This window comes from Pseudoalteromonas sp. SCSIO 43101 (genome assembly GCF_023650775.1).
Lineage (GTDB): Bacteria > Pseudomonadota > Gammaproteobacteria > Enterobacterales > Alteromonadaceae > Pseudoalteromonas > Pseudoalteromonas apostichopi.
Map to the genome: position 1 here is coordinate 3,465,648 of NZ_CP072673.1, position 16,912 is coordinate 3,482,559.

Annotated in this window: 19 protein-coding genes and 4 tRNA genes; 9 read left to right on the plus strand and 14 right to left on the minus strand. The window is 41.3% G+C overall.

Annotation, left to right across the window (positions count from 1 at the left end):
* Window positions 1-140 precede the first annotated feature (140 nt).
* The 5 genes from J8Z25_RS16085 to J8Z25_RS16105 all read left to right on the plus strand — a co-directional run bounded on the left by J8Z25_RS16085 (window position 141) and on the right by J8Z25_RS16105 (window position 3,920).
* Window positions 141-281: a DUF3149 domain-containing protein gene (locus J8Z25_RS16085; protein WP_074989877.1), complete on the plus strand. Its 141-nt coding sequence runs from the start codon at window positions 141-143 to the stop codon at window positions 279-281.
* A 142-nt stretch (window positions 282-423) separates the two neighbouring features.
* Window positions 424-1,404 (plus strand): hydrolase, encoded by a 981-nt coding sequence (locus J8Z25_RS16090; RefSeq protein ID WP_130050288.1) that lies wholly within the window; start codon window positions 424-426, stop codon window positions 1,402-1,404.
* On the plus strand, window positions 1,401-1,658 hold the full coding sequence (locus J8Z25_RS16095) for a YheU family protein (RefSeq protein ID WP_167658447.1): 258 nt from the start codon (window positions 1,401-1,403) through the stop codon (window positions 1,656-1,658). Before J8Z25_RS16090 ends, J8Z25_RS16095 begins: the two co-directional genes overlap by 4 nt.
* Before the next feature lie 59 nt (window positions 1,659-1,717).
* Complete coding sequence (locus J8Z25_RS16100; protein WP_167658448.1) at window positions 1,718-2,911, plus strand: dipeptidase; 1,194 nt, start codon at window positions 1,718-1,720, stop codon at window positions 2,909-2,911.
* Between the two features lie 124 nt (window positions 2,912-3,035).
* Window positions 3,036-3,920, plus strand: coding sequence for a hypothetical protein (locus J8Z25_RS16105; protein ID WP_250661416.1), 885 nt, complete (start codon window positions 3,036-3,038; stop codon window positions 3,918-3,920).
* A gap of 101 nt (window positions 3,921-4,021) precedes the next feature.
* On the opposite strand, the gene tuf is transcribed toward J8Z25_RS16105, so the two are convergent.
* The 8 genes from tuf to murB all read right to left on the minus strand — a co-directional run bounded on the left by tuf (window position 4,022) and on the right by murB (window position 8,563).
* Window positions 4,022-5,206, minus strand: a complete 1,185-nt coding sequence (tuf, locus tag J8Z25_RS16110) for an elongation factor Tu (RefSeq protein ID WP_054564107.1) — start codon at window positions 5,204-5,206, stop codon at window positions 4,022-4,024.
* 136 nt (window positions 5,207-5,342) lie between these two features.
* Window positions 5,343-5,418, minus strand: a tRNA-Thr gene (locus J8Z25_RS16115).
* 13 nt (window positions 5,419-5,431) lie between these two features.
* A tRNA-Gly gene (locus J8Z25_RS16120) sits at window positions 5,432-5,506 on the minus strand.
* Window positions 5,507-5,550: 44 nt separating this feature from the next.
* Window positions 5,551-5,635, minus strand: a tRNA-Tyr gene (locus J8Z25_RS16125).
* A gap of 40 nt (window positions 5,636-5,675) precedes the next feature.
* A tRNA-Thr gene (locus J8Z25_RS16130) sits at window positions 5,676-5,751 on the minus strand.
* Window positions 5,752-5,871: 120 nt separating this feature from the next.
* Window positions 5,872-6,567 (minus strand): type III pantothenate kinase, encoded by a 696-nt coding sequence (locus J8Z25_RS16135; protein ID WP_250661417.1) that lies wholly within the window; start codon window positions 6,565-6,567, stop codon window positions 5,872-5,874.
* Window positions 6,564-7,556 carry a bifunctional biotin--[acetyl-CoA-carboxylase] ligase/biotin operon repressor BirA gene (birA, locus tag J8Z25_RS16140; protein ID WP_250661418.1) on the minus strand — a complete coding sequence of 331 codons (993 nt, stop codon included), beginning with the start codon at window positions 7,554-7,556 and terminating at the stop codon, window positions 6,564-6,566. The genes J8Z25_RS16135 and birA overlap by 4 nt, the downstream gene beginning before the upstream one ends.
* Complete coding sequence (gene murB / locus J8Z25_RS16145) at window positions 7,553-8,563, minus strand: UDP-N-acetylmuramate dehydrogenase (RefSeq protein ID WP_130050282.1); 1,011 nt, start codon at window positions 8,561-8,563, stop codon at window positions 7,553-7,555. The genes birA and murB overlap by 4 nt, the downstream gene beginning before the upstream one ends.
* Window positions 8,564-8,708: 145 nt before the next feature.
* Here murB and J8Z25_RS16150 point away from each other — a divergent pair, with 145 nt between their 5' ends.
* Window positions 8,709-10,553, plus strand: coding sequence for a M1 family metallopeptidase (locus J8Z25_RS16150; protein WP_130050281.1), 1,845 nt, complete (start codon window positions 8,709-8,711; stop codon window positions 10,551-10,553).
* Between the two features lie 53 nt (window positions 10,554-10,606).
* Here J8Z25_RS16150 and J8Z25_RS16155 read toward each other — a convergent pair whose 3' ends face one another.
* Window positions 10,607-11,230 carry a DUF2057 domain-containing protein gene (locus tag J8Z25_RS16155; protein WP_250661419.1) on the minus strand — a complete coding sequence of 208 codons (624 nt, stop codon included), beginning with the start codon at window positions 11,228-11,230 and terminating at the stop codon, window positions 10,607-10,609.
* 105 nt (window positions 11,231-11,335) lie between these two features.
* On the opposite strand from J8Z25_RS16155, the gene J8Z25_RS16160 reads away from it, so the two are divergent.
* The 3 genes from J8Z25_RS16160 to J8Z25_RS16170 all read left to right on the plus strand — a co-directional run bounded on the left by J8Z25_RS16160 (window position 11,336) and on the right by J8Z25_RS16170 (window position 14,863).
* Window positions 11,336-11,707 carry a histidine triad nucleotide-binding protein gene (locus J8Z25_RS16160; RefSeq protein ID WP_130050279.1) on the plus strand — a complete coding sequence of 124 codons (372 nt, stop codon included), beginning with the start codon at window positions 11,336-11,338 and terminating at the stop codon, window positions 11,705-11,707.
* Between the two features lie 230 nt (window positions 11,708-11,937).
* Window positions 11,938-12,594, plus strand: a complete 657-nt coding sequence (locus J8Z25_RS16165) for a helix-turn-helix transcriptional regulator (RefSeq protein WP_063701100.1) — start codon at window positions 11,938-11,940, stop codon at window positions 12,592-12,594.
* Between the two features lie 112 nt (window positions 12,595-12,706).
* Entirely contained in the window at window positions 12,707-14,863 is a 2,157-nt protein-coding gene (locus tag J8Z25_RS16170; RefSeq protein ID WP_250661420.1) for an ATP-binding protein, read from the plus strand.
* Between the two features lie 128 nt (window positions 14,864-14,991).
* On the opposite strand, the gene rpsQ is transcribed toward J8Z25_RS16170, so the two are convergent.
* Genes rpsQ through rplV form a run of 5 tightly spaced genes read right to left on the minus strand, consistent with a single transcriptional unit; the run spans window position 14,992 to window position 16,911 of the window.
* Entirely contained in the window at window positions 14,992-15,249 is a 258-nt protein-coding gene (rpsQ, locus tag J8Z25_RS16175; protein WP_054552372.1) for a 30S ribosomal protein S17, read from the minus strand.
* Entirely contained in the window at window positions 15,249-15,440 is a 192-nt protein-coding gene (rpmC, locus tag J8Z25_RS16180) for a 50S ribosomal protein L29 (protein WP_054552371.1), read from the minus strand. Before rpmC ends, rpsQ begins: the two co-directional genes overlap by 1 nt.
* Window positions 15,440-15,853, minus strand: coding sequence for a 50S ribosomal protein L16 (gene rplP / locus J8Z25_RS16185; protein ID WP_036974208.1), 414 nt, complete (start codon window positions 15,851-15,853; stop codon window positions 15,440-15,442). The genes rpmC and rplP overlap by 1 nt, the downstream gene beginning before the upstream one ends.
* 12 nt (window positions 15,854-15,865) lie before the next feature.
* The gene (rpsC, locus tag J8Z25_RS16190) at window positions 15,866-16,567 is read right to left on the minus strand and encodes a 30S ribosomal protein S3 (protein ID WP_054552370.1); all 702 of its coding nucleotides are present in this window, start codon (window positions 16,565-16,567) and stop codon (window positions 15,866-15,868) included.
* A gap of 11 nt (window positions 16,568-16,578) precedes the next feature.
* Window positions 16,579-16,911, minus strand: coding sequence for a 50S ribosomal protein L22 (rplV, locus tag J8Z25_RS16195; RefSeq protein WP_004588690.1), 333 nt, complete (start codon window positions 16,909-16,911; stop codon window positions 16,579-16,581).
* Window position 16,912 lies beyond the last annotated feature (1 nt).

Here is a 16,912-nt window from a genome sequence, read left to right on the forward strand (position 1 = left end):
TCTCAACGCCCCCATTAAACTTGATCCAAATCAACTATTAAATCGCCTTAGTTAGCATCAGGAAAATTGCTTGATCTGGATCATATCAGCCGTCCTCAAGCCAGCCTATGATTAACTCATAGACATTAGGAGGCACAACCATGAACGTATTCTTCAGAGATTTTTTTAGCGACCCAGTTTTATTTATGTCATTCGGCATTTTGGCAGTTGTTATCGTTTTATGCCTTTTCTATGTTGGTTACTTTATTAAAAAAGTTCACGACGCAGAAGTTCCTAAGTAAGAATTAAGCACGACGCACAAAGCCCCTATTCAATTTATTGTTTAGGGGCTTTTTATTTGTATATAGCTAAAATCTCGCAGCGGTTCTCAAAAAGCAAAAACTTGCTACAATAGGCGCTTATTTTGTTTCGAAAGTGTCAGCTATGTTACCTGAGTTTAAGCCTGCGTGGTGGATGCGCAATCGCCATTTACAAACCATAATGCCGCGCTTTTTTCGCCCTTTTCATAATACCCGCTACGACTTATCGACAATCGATACCCCTGATGGTGACTTTTTAGAACTAGCTTGGGCAATCCCTCATAACGAACAAGCCCCACTCGCCATTGTATTGCATGGTTTAGAAGGCAACATAAATAGTTTTTATGCTAAAGGCATGATGAAAAAACTAAAGCAGCAAGGCTTTGCAGTGGTGTTAATGCATTTTCGAAACTGCTCACGCGAAGTTAACCGTTTAGCACGCGCTTATCACAGTGGAGAAACAGAGGACCTACGCTTTTTCATCAGCCACCTTAAGAGCAAATTTCCAAAACGCCCGCTTTTTGCTGTGGGCTTTTCATTAGGTGGTAATGTGCTTGCAAAATATTTAGGTGAGCAAGGTGCTAAATCGAACTTAACAGGCGCAGCAGTTGTGTCTGCGCCATTTGACTTGTCATCGTCTTGTGAAGTTATTCGCAAAAGCTTGGGCAAAATATATCAAAAGTATTTGCTCGACCGTATGAAAAAATCAATGCAAAGAAAGCTGCCACAAATCGAACAGCAAATTAACTTAACACCTGAAAAACTAATGGCGATTGATGACTTATGGCAATTCGATAACATGCTCACAGCACCACTACATGGCTTTGCTGGCGCTGAAGATTATTATCAACAAGCTAGCGCAAAACCATTTTTGAAAAGCATTGCAACGCCGACGCTTATTGTGCACGCCAAAGATGACCCTATGTTATCAATAAAAGCTGTGCCAGATAGCTTAGATGTGAGTGAACATGTTACGCTGCGCATCTCTGAACAAGGTGGTCATGTTGGCTTTATTAGCGGCAAAAACCCTTTTAAACCCAAGTATTGGCTTGAAAGTATTGTTCCAGAGTATTTTCAACAATTAATTAAGAAAGAGCAGCTATGATCATTCCTCACGACCGCCTTGATAAAGAAACCCTACATAATTTAATCGAAAGCTATGTTTTACGTGAAGGTACTGATTACGGCGAACAAGAGTTTAGTATTGAAAGCAAGGTCGCGCAGGTTCACCAACAACTTAAAAGTGGTGAAGCTATGGTGTTTTTTTCTGAGTTACATGAGTCAGTTACGATTATCTCTAAAGCTGAATTCATCGCTTTGCAAGCCGATCCAGAGTACCAAGCGTCGTTTAACGACTAAACTTGTAAGTTATACAGTAACCCTTCACAATGACTTTTTAACTTAAAGAGCCATTAAAAATGAAAAAACTAAGCTCACTGGTTGCTGCGGTTTCTTTGGCCCTGATTGGTCAAGCAAACGCAGCTCAGGTTACTGCATCAGATAAAGCCATTAAGCTGGCAAAAGAAACTATTTTAATCGATACCCATATCGATGTGCCTTACCGTATTCATAACAAATGGGCAGATGTAACAAAAGCCACAAGCGACGGAGACTTTGATTATCCACGTGCAGTGCAAGGTGGTTTGAATGCCCCTTTCATGTCAATTTACATTCCTGCAAACCTAGAGTTTGAAGGCAAAGGTAAGAGCTATCAATTAGCAAATCAGCTGATCGATTCTATGGAAGCCATTGTGCAACGCGCGCCAAATAAGTTCGCTATTGCAGACTCTACTGCCGATATTAAAGAGCAATTTAAACAAGGCAAAATGTCGATTGCTATGGGTATGGAAAACGGCTCGCCTATCGAAGGCGACATTAAAAACCTTAAGCATTTTTATGAGCGTGGCGTACGTTACATCACTCTAGCTCACTCACAAAGCAACCATATTTCTGATTCATCTTATGATATTCGTCGTAAGTGGAAAGGCCTGAGCCCATTTGGTAAAGAACTAGTAAAAGAAATGAACAACATTGGTATGCTAGTTGATGTTTCGCATATTTCTGATGATGCGTTTTACCAAGTAATGGAAATTTCAAAAGTACCAGTGATTGCTTCACACTCGTCACTTCGTAAGTATACGCCTGGTTTTGAGCGTAATATGAATGATGACATGCTATTGGCGCTGAAAAAGAATGGTGGGGTTATTCAAATTAACTTCGGCTCAAGCTTTGTTACAGCAAAAGCTGGCTCTTGGTACGATCAACTAAAATCTGCAAAAGCCGATAAGAAAAAAGACGGTACTAAACTAAGCAAAGATTTTGACGCAGCTTATCGTGCTAAAAACCCATTCCCATTTGCAAGCTTAGAGCAAGTACTTGATCACATTGACCATGTAGTTGAACTAATTGGCATCGATTATGTGGGTATTGGCTCAGATTACGATGGTGTAGGCGACTCTCTACCTACTGGCTTAAAAGATGTGTCTAGCTATCCGAACCTAGTGCAAGGTCTAATGGACCGTGGTTATAGCGATAAAGACATCAAAAAGATTTTAAGTGGCAATATGCTACGCGTATGGCAACAAGCCGAAGCATACGCAAAAGCCCATTAATCAGCTTTAACTCTATTTAAAAGCGCAGCTAACTAGCTGCGCTTTTTTATCAATATAAGTAATTGATAATACAAATAGCCTGTTTTAATCTGCTAGTATTACAAAGCAATTTGGGTGATGTGATATGTCGACTTGGCAAGGGAATATTGCGTTGGTTTTTGCAAGCATTGCACTGGGCTTATCAATTTATAGCCAAACAAAATCAACTCCTACTGACAAACCTTTTCTAATTCAACCAGCAAAATCTAACTTAAAAGAGTTAGCTATTCCTGAGCAAGACCGAGAAAATCTCATTGCTTTACATGGCTATATTTTAGACCTAGAAACACGCATTCACGAGCTTGAGCATCAAACTCCAACCATTGCTCCTGAGCTACTTGCCTCATTGGTAAAGCAAGCAATCGAACAACAAGAAAGTGAGCGACGTGCCGAGATTGAAAAGAGAAACCCAGCTCTTGGTTGGCTAAGTAATTTACCTGACGACTACCGCGAACGCATTAAAGCAGACCCACAATATGCTGACTCTTCGATAAATGAAGCACTCGCAACATTGCTTAATTTAAGCAAATCAGAAAATGAGCGTTTAGCAGCATACGGCCAACTAAAAATGACCTTAAGCATGCTCAGGCGCGACCTAGATGAAAGCCAAGCAAATGCAGTAATCGATGCCATGATAAGCATCAGTGAATACACTAATGATGCCAAGATCCGAGTTAGTGCCCTAGAGAGTTTATCTCGGCAAACAAACGTTTCGCCAAAACTCGCTGAGCATTTTCAGAAGTTACTACAAACGGACGATAATAATTATGTTCGCAATATTTCTGCTACTGCACTGATTGGACAATTTTTCCGTGCAATGCGAGACGGAAATAATAGTTTCGCCACCGATTTAGCAGAACGAATAACTACTCTTGAAAATAGCAGTAATGCAAAAGTTGCCGAAATTATGGCTGAAAATCTAAAAAGCCCACGCTTAAGAGAAGAGCTAGACAAAGCGTTAGGGAAATGAAAAAGCGGCTTAAAGCATACAGCTGATAGCTTTTTCACCCATAAAAAAACCCGAGACTAAGCTCGGGTTTTTCTTAATGCTTGATGCATTACTATAGTTGATTACTCAACGATAGTTGCAACAACACCAGCACCAACTGTACGACCACCTTCACGGATAGCGAAGCGTAAACCTTCGTCCATCGCGATTGGGCAGATTAGTTCTACAGTCATCTTGATGTTATCACCAGGCATTACCATTTCAACGCCGTCTGGTAACTGTACGTCACCTGTTACGTCAGTTGTACGGAAGTAGAACTGTGGACGGTAACCTTTGAAGAATGGAGTGTGACGACCACCTTCATCTTTAGAAAGTACGTATACTTCTGAAGTGAACTTCGTGTGTGGAGTGATTGAACCAGGCTTAGCTAGTACTTGACCACGTTCAACGTCTTCACGCTTAGTACCACGTAGAAGTGCACCGATGTTCTCACCCGCACGACCTTCGTCTAGAAGCTTACGGAACATCTCAACACCTGTACAAGTTGTCTTCGTAGTTTCTTTGATACCTACGATTTCAACTTCGTCATTCACGTTGATGATACCAGCTTCAACACGGCCAGTTACAACAGTACCACGACCTTGGATTGAGAATACGTCTTCGATAGGCATGATGAATGGCTTATCGATGTCACGCTCTGGCTCTGGGATGTAAGAATCTAGTGCTTCTGCAAGCTCAACGATTTTGTCTTCCCACTCTTTCTCGCCTTCTAACGCTTTAAGCGCAGAACCTTGGATTAGTGGTAAGTCATCACCTGGGAAGTCGTACTCTGAAAGAAGTTCACGAACTTCCATCTCAACTAACTCAAGTAGCTCTTCGTCGTCAACCATGTCACATTTGTTCATGAATACGATGATGTAAGGTACACCAACCTGACGAGAAAGTAGGATGTGCTCACGAGTTTGTGGCATAGGACCGTCAGTCGCAGCAACTACTAGGATTGCGCCGTCCATTTGAGCAGCACCAGTGATCATGTTTTTAACATAATCGGCGTGTCCTGGACAGTCTACGTGTGCGTAGTGACGAGTAGGAGTATCGTACTCAACGTGTGAAGTTGAGATTGTGATACCACGCTCACGCTCTTCTGGAGCGTTATCGATTGATGCGAAGTCTTTAGCTACACCACCGTATACTTTTGCAAGTACGTTTGTGATTGCTGCTGTTAGAGTTGTTTTACCGTGGTCAACGTGGCCGATTGTACCAACGTTTACGTGCGGTTTTACGCGTTCAAACTTTTCTTTTGCCATGACGGAACCTATCAGTTTTGTGTATCTAGATTACATATGAAAATAATCCACCGAGGGTAGATTAATTTAATTTTTTCAAATTTCAAATAGTTTTTTCTGACAGATAAAGGAAGATATTAAGATGAGTTCTCGATACTGGTGCTGATAGGCAGATTTGAACTGCCGACCTCACCCTTACCAAGGGTGCGCTCTACCAACTGAGCTATATCAGCAACACCAGAAGTCTGGAGCGGGCAGCGGGAATCGAACCCGCATCATCAGCTTGGAAGGCTGAGGTAATAGCCATTATACGATGCCCGCATAGGAACCTGTTCTTAAACTACCTCTAACCGTCAAGAATAAAGTGGTGGAGGGAGCTGGATTCGAACCAGCGAAGGCTGAGCCGTCAGATTTACAGTCTGATCCCTTTGGCCGCTCGGGAACCCCTCCACGAAAATTCTTTACTAAGTCACTTCCGGTAAAAGGAAAGTGGTGCCGACTATCCGAGTTGAACGGATGACCTACTGATTACAAGTCAGTTGCTCTACCAACTGAGCTAAGTCGGCACTGCTTTAGTACGGGGCGAGATTCTAAGGTAAGGTTTATTGTGATGCAACCATAAAATTAAAAAAAATGTGATTTTATGTGTTAAACGCTCACTATTCAGACAAATACCCATACTTTTACTATTTTGTGGCTATTTCATGCCAATAATTCAGCCCTTTAAAAACCAGTAAGCTGTCAAATTTAGCATCTATAAATGAATCTGCTAACAGTTTGCCATAGCCACCAGCAAATAATAGCTGACAATCTTGTTGGTTAAGATGTTGTTTTGCTAGCTCGATTGCACCTAGGGTAGCAACCATGGCACCATTTTTTAGACCATTTGGAGTATTACGCCCTAAATCTGTAGTAAAGGGTATTTGTTTATCATCAAATACCCGCTGCGTGTTTTGGGTAAGTGAAGACGTCATTAAATCAAGACCGGGTAAAATCCAGCCCCCTAAATGCGCCCCTTCTTTGTTGAGCACATCGATTGTCGTTGCGGTACCGGCATCGATAATGATGCAGTTTTGCTGAGGATATTCTACATACGCAGCTATCACCGCGAGCCAGCGATCAATTCCTAAGTTTTGAAACTGCTGATAGGCGCAGGTTAACATAGCGAGTTTAGCTGTCACCTCTGCTTCAAAGTAAGGAACAGCATGTTGCTGCGCCTGTGCCAATAAAGGTTTAAGTAGCTCAGCGCTACCCACGCAGCCATATACCAGCTCTTTTATTTGTAACCAAGGTAAATTGCTGAGCTCACATGCTTGATAACCCTTACCATCAAATAAAACGGCTTTAATTGCGGTATTGCCAACATCCACTAATAGTTTCATAGCTCAGCCTTACGTAATGAAATTTCACCACCATAATAACTTTTTACTTCGCCATCTTGACGAATGCGCACGCCACCTTGGTTATCAATCCCTTCGCAAATGCCACGCCAGCTTCGATGACCAGTATTTAGCTCAACGCACTCGCCTGCAAATGCATTTAACTGATTCCACTGTAGATACATACCGTTTAAACCTGATTGCTGATACTGGGCTAAGCGTTTTTCTAAATAAAAGCACAAATAAGCCACCAGCTTGTTTTTATCTAACCCCTTTACATGCTGGCTTAAGTCAGTCCATGCTTGATCTATGTGTTGACTAACACTTTCTGGCATATGTAAGTTGATACCTATACCTATTACAAGCTGGCAAGGTCCTTGTGGTTGACCATCAAGTTCAACTAATACACCTGCTAATTTTTCACGGTTTAAGTAGATATCATTTGGCCATTTAAGCTCTACATCCAATTGGTACAAGGCTTTAAGTGTATCGTAAACAGCCAGCCCAACAGCAATAGATACCCCCATAGCAGCTTGCAAACCATCATCCAAACGCCAAAAATAACTAAAGTATAAGTTTGCACCAAACGGAGATTGCCAAACGCGCCCACGGCGTCCTCTTCCAGCTTGCTGCATTTCTGCAACTAACACGCTACCAGATGGCAGTGGTACCTCTGTTTGCAAACGGCGCATAAGCTCACTGTTAGTTGAATCAATAATTGGCTGCACTTCGACCTCAGCGGTGCTGCCACCCAATACAGTATAATACTGGCCGATTTTATCTTTGTTCAGTAAGCCTGCACTATTGTTAAGGCAATACCCTTTACCAGTGACCTTGAAAATATCGAGCCCCATTTCCTGTAACGAGTGAATATGTTTACCCACTGCTGCGCGGCTAATACCAAGTTGCTCACCCAATTGCTGACCAGAAATAAAACCACCAGTATTCAGAGCATGTAAAATAGCGAGCTTATTACCGTCTGGTGCTTTCATAATGAAGCTCCTAATTCAATGTGACACTCATGAACGGCATTAATCAGTCGTACTTCGTGTTGTAGAGCAATCTGATATTTTTGCCAAACTTGTTGTTGAACATGTTTTACCATGGCAATTAAATCATCGCCTGTACTATTACCATGATTGACTAGCACTAACGCTTGCTGTTGATGAACCTCAATACCTGCGATTTTACAACCTTTTAATCCTGCTTGTTCAATCAACCATCCTGCCGCAACCTTATGGTGCTCAGCATCAACAAAGTAATGAGGTAACTCAGGATACTGTTTTAAAAGTAACGCAAGTTGCTCATTACTGATCACTGGGTTTTTAAAAAAGCTGCCAGCATTCGCAAGTTTGTTTGGATTTGGTAATTTACTGCTTCTAGTTGCGATGATTTGCTCAAACACCTGCTGAGGAGAGGGAGCTGAAAGCTGTTGCAATGGTCCATAACTAAGCACTGGCTGCCATTTTTTAGGTAACAGCAACCCTACTTGGGTGATCACAGCTTTATTTTTTAAGGCATGTTTGAATATAGAATCACGATAGCCAAATTGGCATTCATTCTTAGCTAAGCGGTTTATCGTTTTGGTTGCAATATCAAAGTACTCAACATAACTAACAAACTTTTCAAGCTCCACACCATAAGCACCAATATTTTGCACTGGCGCAGCCCCAACAGTACCTGGAATTAAAGCAAGGTTTTCAAGCCCAGGCATTTCATTGGCAACGGTCATAGAGACTAATTGGTGCCAGTTTTCTCCGGCTGCGATGTGCAATAAAAAGCCATCACTTTGCTGCTCTATATCTATGCCCTTCGTGTTCATGTGGATCACAGAACCTTGGTAGTCAGATAAAAACACCGTATTACTACCTTCACCTAAAATACAAAATGGCTTAGAAAAGTCTGTGCTTAAAAGCTGATCCACTTCATCAATTTGATAAAAATGCTGGCATTGGCTAGGCAAAGAAAAGGTATGAAAAGATTGCAGGGACTGAGCCACAAAACGCCTCAAAGGTTACCGGTAACTAATCGCATTAGTGTAACCTATCGTCGCAAAATACGCATTAGATTGTAAAAATCACTCAACCCACTGCACTAATCATGTTATAAAACGAGCTCTTTTTCATTTCCGTTCCAGGGTTATTATGAAGTTTAAACCATTACTTTTAAGTCTTGCTATGGCCGGTGCTTGCTCTCAAGCAACTGCAGATGCAATCAGCCAGCACACTTACGCAAACTTAGATGACGTAACAACCACTCACCTACTACTAGATTTAGATGTTGATTTTGATGACAAACAACTTGAAGGTTTTGTTGAGCACACGCTAGATTGGCACAATGCAACAAGCAAAACGCTAGTACTTGATACACGCGATTTAGATATCGACAAAGTAATGTATCAAGATCAAAAAGGCAGCTGGCACAAGGCTGACTTCACCCTTGCTGCACGTGATGACGTGAAGGGCTCAAAATTAACAATTAAATTTAAAAGCCAAGCGGTTAAAGCTCGTATTTACTACAACAGCCGCCCAGAAGCTTCAGGTTTACAGTGGTTAACGCCAGAGCAAACAGCCAGTAAATCACACCCATTTATGTACAGCCAATCACAAGCAATTCATGCTCGTAGCTGGATCCCAGTACAAGATACGCCAGCAATGCGCGTAACATACTCGGCACGTATTCACACCCCTAAAGACATTCGTGCGGTAATGAGTGCTGATAATAAAGATGCTCTTTATAAAGACGGCGATTACTTATTTAATATGCCACAACCAATTTCGCCATACTTAATCGCAATTGGTGCTGGTAATTTAGAATTTAAAGCCATGTCTAAGCAAACAGGTATCTTTGCTGAGCCAACAATTTTAGATGCATCTGTTGCTGAGTTTAACGACACACAAGCGATGATCGATAAAACTAACGCTATGTATGGTGAATACGCATGGGGTCGTTATGACTTATTAATGCTACCACCAAGCTTCCCATTTGGTGGCATGGAAAACCCACGCTTATCTTTCATCACCCCAACAGTTGTTGCTGGTGATAAAAGCTTAGTAAACCTAATTGCTCACGAGCTTGCTCACTCTTGGTCTGGTAACTTAGTGACTAATGCGACGTGGGAAGACTTATGGCTAAATGAAGGTTTCACGTCTTACGTTGAAAACCGCATTATGGAAGAAGTGTTTGGCCGTGACCGCGCAGTTATGGAACAAGCGCTTGATGCAGCCGGCTTACGTGCATTACTTAAAACTCTGCCAGCACCAGATACGCGCCTTAACTTAAAACTTAATGGCCGCGATCCTGATGATGCATTTAGCTCAGTGCCTTACACTAAAGGTCAGCTTTTCTTAATTTATCTTGAAAACAAATTTGGCCGTGACAAGTTCGACCCATTCGTAAAAGGTTACTTTGACCAGTTTGCGTTTAAGTCCCTTACAACAGCTCAATTTGTTACTTACTTAAAAGCCAACCTTATCGACAAATATCCTGGCGTAGTGAGCATGGATAAAGTCAATGAATGGATCTTTGAGCCTGGTTTACCAAGCGATGCACCGAATCCAACCTCTGATGCCTTCGATAAAGTTGATGCAGTAACCAAAACATGGTTAAACGGTGAGATCAGTGCAGCCCAATTACCAACAGCAGATTGGTCAGTTCATGAGTGGCTACACTTTTTAAATAATCTTCCTCGCGATTTAAGCATTGCAAAAATGACTGAGCTGGATAATCAATTCAACCTAACACAGTCAACTAATGCAGAGCGCGCTTTCGCATGGTTTATGCTAGCGGTAGGTAATGGTTATCAACCTATCTACCCTGCTTTAGATAAACATCTATCAGGCATCGGTCGCCGTAAATTAATTGTGCCACTCTATAAAGCACTTATTAAAAACGGTAGAAAAGACTGGGCACATGATGTGTACTTAAAAGCACGTCCGGGTTACCACCCACTTGCACAAGGTACTGTTGACGACTTATTTGCAAAGTAAGTCATCAAACACAAAAAAGGCGCTGAAAATCAGCGCCTTTTTTAATTCTTTTATTAGTTACTTACTTTTTGTAAGAAGGCACGGCGCTCTTCAGGGCTTGCTTGTTGCCACCAAAATTCAAGCATAGCAGCCGCATTTGGCATATTTTTAAGTCCTGCTTGTCCGCCGGGTACTTTTGCAGGCAATGTAACAGGTTTTGCAGTCGCAGGCTTGTTGCTTGTAGCAGCAACTGGGGCGCTTGCCACAGCTTGTACTGGCGTGCTTGCTACACGATAGCTAACTATAGATAAAGGCACAGCAAGTTCACTGCCCTTGGCTTTTAAGCTTACTTGCGGTGATTCAGCAAATACTTCTGCGGCTACAGCATTATTGGCACGATTGAACACTAAATCATAGTCTTTGCCACTTTCCACCGTGAGCTCAACCCAAAACGGCTCAGACTCAACAACTTGATGGTCATCGTATCCTTGTTCGTATAGATCTGTGTATTTCATCTTCACTTTGTATGTACCAGGAGCAAGCTCAACATCGTCAACACGACTGAAAAACGACTGCTCAATAAGGCGCTCTCCAACTTGTAAAGGTACAAACTCTTCTGGAAAGTGAATAGTCTCAGCTACACTGCTAAAACTGTTAAATAGCATTAACGCACTACTCAGTAATACTAACTTACGCATGTTCACTCCTTGGTTGTTCAACTTGCGGCAGTTTCAGTTTGACACTGCAAATAAAGTTTGTCATTAGTGGGTGGTCATTTAACCACATTTATAAGAGAGCTAAGTATGAGCCAAGAGACTATTTTTACAAAGATTATTAACCGAGAGATCCCAGCTGATATTATTTATGAAGATGAGCTATCACTGGCTTTTAAAGATATCAACCCGCAAGCCCCTTTTCATGTACTGATCATCCCAAAAACTCCAATAGCGACAATTAACGATGTTACAGAAGAAAATGCAGCTTTAGTCGGTCACTTATATGTGGTTGCAGCAAAGCTCGCCAAGCAATTTGGCTTTAGTGAAGACGGTTTTCGCGTCGTAATGAACTGTAATGACCATGGTGGACAAACTGTGTACCATATACATCTACACATGCTAGCAGGTAAAGAAATGGGCTGGCCTCCATATCAAGATAAGAAAAAACAACCGATCTAATACTTTGATATGTAAACAATTGTAAAAACTAGCACAAACATATTATTTTCGGCTATAATAATTATATATCAGTTAGTTAACATACTGCACTTTGTTAACTAACTGTAATTTTTGACAGAAAACAGACACAAACTGTACTTTTCCTGCACAACTCTCAGAAATTTCTAATACGAAAGGGGTGGATTGCGTGATAGGATTTAACTGTCAACTTTATTCAAGAGTGTATATATATGAGTAGTTCAGCCTTTTTATTATTAGATCCAGAGCCAATTAACACTATTGGCATAAACGTATTAGAGCCATTGTTAAAAACACAAGGACTTGCAGTGACATCTGGTACTGATATCTCTGAAGTACCAGAAGGAACACGCTTGTTATTTATTGAAACTTCAAGCACTGATCCGTGGGGTAAGTTAAAAGAACAACTAGTTAATCTTCGAATGAAATGCGATATCGTACTGTTTAACTTAGATGAAAACCCTGAACTTGCTAACCGTGCTCTATTAAGTGGTATTCGTGGTGTATTTTACACAACAGATAATGCAGATGTGTTAATGAAAGGCATTCGTTTATTACTTGAAGATCAACTATGGTACCGCCGCGATATCATGTGTAACGCACTAAATCGTATGTTGCAGTTCAATAAAGATGCACTCCACAAATTGACAGATGGTGATATCGAACCGGTTAAACTTACTAAACGTGAAAAAGCAATTATCTCACTAATGAGTAAAGGTTCGAAGAATAAAGAAATTGCTGAAGACTTAAGCATCAGCCCACATACAGTTAAAACTCATTTATATAGTGCATTTAGAAAAACTAAATGTCGTAACCGTATCGAGCTATTGTCTTGGGCACAGCAAAATATTCCAGACGAAATTCGTTAAACCAAACATCCTACTAATTAAAACAGACGCAGCCGCGTCTGTTTTTGTTTCTGGTTGCTAAACACTGCAATTGACTTTATGCTCAAACTGATTGCAAAACACCGGAAATACAATGCTCGATTCTGTTACTTTATATTACGCCAGTGCAGCCATGATGGCAGTGATGACCCTTCTTAACTATCTTACATGGCGAACCAATAAAAAAACTCCGGGTACTTTACTTTATATTTTCTATCCTTTAGTGATGTTTGCATCAGTAATGAGTTTTGCATTACATGGCCACATCAATAATATTGCCAGTGTTGGCATTGCAAATACGTTGCTCTTTAGTGCTTCCATTATTCATGTACTCGCTATTTGCCAGTTTTTAAATGCCAAATGCGTTGGCTTTAAAACCTTTATTGCTATTACCGTCGTACTAGCTATCAGCATAATTTACCTTGCCTCCGACAGCGCAGAATTACGTAGTCGAATTCTGGTTTCAGACCTTCAACATATCGTTGAGGTACTATTTTTACTGGCTTTATTCATTCGTAATGGTCGTAAAAGTTACCCAAATGGCAGTATTGTTTATATTTTAATTCTCAGCATTCTTCTAGCGGTTTTCACAGGCCGTACTGTAATGATGGAAAATGTCACTGCAGCTAATCTACTATCTACAAATTGGTTTAGTATCCCTTTGTTGATAAATGGCGTCATCGCGCCGATCTTTTACGCAACAGGTATGGCACTTTTATGTAATGAACGTCGCGAACAAAACTTAAACCAATTAGCCGAAAAAGCGCATAAAGATCTAGAAATACGTGGCTTATTCTTATCAACTATCAGCCATGAGATACGCACACCATTAAATGGAATTTTAGGAAGTGCACAGTTAATAATGAATCAGTCGAGTGACCCACGAGATAAGCCTTACTGTGAGGCGATAATTAACTCAGCTGAATCACTAAACCTATTGGTAGATAAAGTACTCGACTATGCAAGCCTCGACCAACGTGATGAAGCGCTTTACGAAGAAGACGTAGAGTTTAAAACCTGGCTCAATAACCTCTGCCTTTTACTAAGCCCTTTAGCAGAGCAAAAACACTTAAAATTTGAACTTATTTACAACCTACCCGAACAAGCATGTTATTACTGCGACCAACAAAAACTCAGGCAAGTAATTATTAATCTTGTTGGAAATGCGATTAAATTTACCGACCACGGTGCCGTGAAAATCCATGTTAAACTGCTAAATGAAGGTCAATTAGATCACCTTGTGCGTGTTAGTGTAATAGACTCAGGTCCAGGTATTGAAGATGAAGAGATTGCATACCTAACAGAACCTTATGTACAAAGCAGCGCAGGTAAAGAAAAAGGCGGAACGGGCCTTGGCTTAGCGATCACCAGTCGTTTACTCGAAAAATTAGGCAGTAAACTGATTATTGAAAGTGAACTAGATAAAGGCAGTACTTTCAGCTTTGATATTCCTCTTGCTATTGGTGAACTCAGCTTAGTTGAACAACGCCATCAATCAAAAGATTACGTAACCGGTCTTGATGTTTTATTAGTTGAAGATCTCGATTTAAACCAGAAAATTGCCATTGAATTTATGGCCGATGATGAACACAAAATTAAGCTTGCTAAAGATGGTACCAGCGCAATTGAACTGATGCAGAAACATCACTTTGATGTAGTATTATTGGATATGAATTTACCAGATCTAACTGGCCAAGAAGTGCTGAAAAAGCTAAAAAATATTGACCATTTAAACCAACGAATCCCTGTATTAGCGTTTACCGCAAGCCTTAGTCCGGATGAAATTAAAGAGTACTTAGCACTCGGTATTAAAGACATTGTAGGCAAGCCAATAAAGCAGCAAAAACTTCGCCAAGCGCTCAGTGATTCACAAACGAATCAAGCAGCAAGTATTGCCGTAGAACTGCGTGATACACTTTATGATGAAACGGCCGCAGCCACTCTTGTAAGTTCATTCAATGAAGATGAGATGTCATCAATTTACAACGAGTTTGTACTCTCAGCTAGAAACAAACTGATCCGCTGCCAGCAGCTCGTCGAAGACGATAAAGATCAGTGTATCAAGCTACTCCACCGCCAAGCTAGCACAGCTTTGCAACTAGGCTTTAACCGCTATGGTTTAGAACTTAAGAAAATTGAGCGTAGGCTACTCGATAACAAACCTTTGAAGGATTCATTAACTGATGCCATGGTACTTTGGCAAGAAAGCCTACAAGCCTATTTAAAGCATGTGAGAAATGAATTGGCATAGCGGTAACAAACTTGAGTTAATGAACTCAAGTTAAAAAGCCACTCTCTCGATCAGCATATTGCTGTATTTTAAAAACAAAAAGCCCCAGCAGATGCCGGGGCTTTTTAGTAAGGAAACTTAATTAAAAATTAAGCTTTCTTTGGACGCTCAACAACGTCTACTAAAGTCCAAGACTTAGTCTTAGAAATAGGAGCGCACTCAGAAATAGTAACTACGTCACCAGTTTGAGCTGTGTTGTTTTCGTCATGTACGTGTAGTTTAGTCGTACGTTTGATGAATTTACCATATACTGGATGCTTCACGTAACGTGCGATAGCAACAGTGAAAGATTTGTCCATCTTGTCGCTGATTACACGGCCTTGAAGAGTACGGATTTTATCGCTCATTATTGACCTGCCTTCTGGTTAATAACTGTTTTTACACGCGCGATATCGCGACGTACTGTTCTTAGCGTGTGTGTCTGAGCTAACTGACCAGTGCTTGCTTGCATGCGCAGGTTGAACTGCTCACGAAGAAGTCCTAGAAGTTCAGCATTTAGCTCTTCTACGCTTTTGTCTTTTAGTTCGCTAGCTTTCATTACATCACCGTCCGAGTTACGAAAGTTGTTGTGAATGGTAATTTACGCGCTGCAAGGTTGAATGCTTCACGAGCAAGCTCTTCAGAAACACCTTCCATTTCGTAAAGTACTTTACCAGGTTGAATTTCAGCAACCCAATATTCAACAGAACCTTTACCTTTACCCATACGAACTTCTAATGGTTTGTTCGTAATTGGCTTATCTGGGAATACACGAATCCAGATTTTACCTTGACGCTTTACGTGACGTGTCATAGCACGACGAGCTGCTTCGATTTGACGAGCAGTCATACGGCCACGGCCAGTAGCTTTCAAACCGAAAGTACCGAAGCTTACTTTGTTACCGTTTTGCGCTAAACCGCGGTTGCGGCCTTTGTGCATTTTACGGAATTTTGTACGTTTTGGCTGTAACATTACTCGCTACCTCTACTTAGCACTTTTTTTGGCTTTCTTTGGCGCGCGTTTAGCTGGCTTCTCTTGCTCTTGTACTAGTGGTAAACCACCAATAACTTCGCCTTTGAAGATCCAAACTTTAACACCAATGATACCATAAGTGGTTAAGGCTTCAGAAGTTGCGTAGTCGATATCAGCACGAAGAGTATGTAGAGGTACACGACCTTCACGATACCATTCTGAACGTGCGATCTCAGCACCGCCAAGACGACCGCTAACTTCAACTTTGATACCCTTTGCACCAATGCGCATTGCATTTTGTACCGAACGCTTCATAGCGCGACGGAACATAACACGACGCTCTAGCTGTGACGCAATACCGTCAGCTACTAGTTGTGCATCAAGTTCAGGCTTACGAACTTCAGCGATATTAATCTGAGCCGGAACACCTGCAATCTTAGTTACTGCTTGACGTAGTTTTTCAACGTCTTCGCCTTTTTTACCGATAACAACACCAGGACGAGCTGTGTGAATTGTTACACGGATAGATTTAGCTGGACGCTCAATAACGATTTTAGACACAGAAGCCGCTTTTAATTCCTTAGTAAGGAATGTACGTACTTTGTGATCGCCAAAAAGCTGATCAGAGAAATCTTTTGAATTCGCGTACCAGGTAGAAACCCAAGGTTTAGAGATACCTAGGCGAATACCAGTAGGATGAACTTTTTGTCCCATTACTTATACTCCTAGCTATCTGAAACCACAACAGTGATGTGGCTTGTACGCTTAAGGATGCGGTCTGCGCGTCCTTTAGCACGTGGCATAATACGCTTCATTGTTGGACCATCGTCCACAAAGATCGTAGTTACACGAAGCTCATCAATGTCAGCACCTTCGTTATGCTCTGCGTTAGCAATAGCAGACTCAAGTACTTTCTTAACTAATACAGCCGCTTTTTTAGGGCTGTACGCCAGGATTTCTAGAGCGCGATCAACCGGAAGTCCGCGGATCTGATCTGCAACTAGACGTGCTTTTTGCGCCGAACCAGAGGCGAATTTATGTTTAGCTAATGCTTGCATT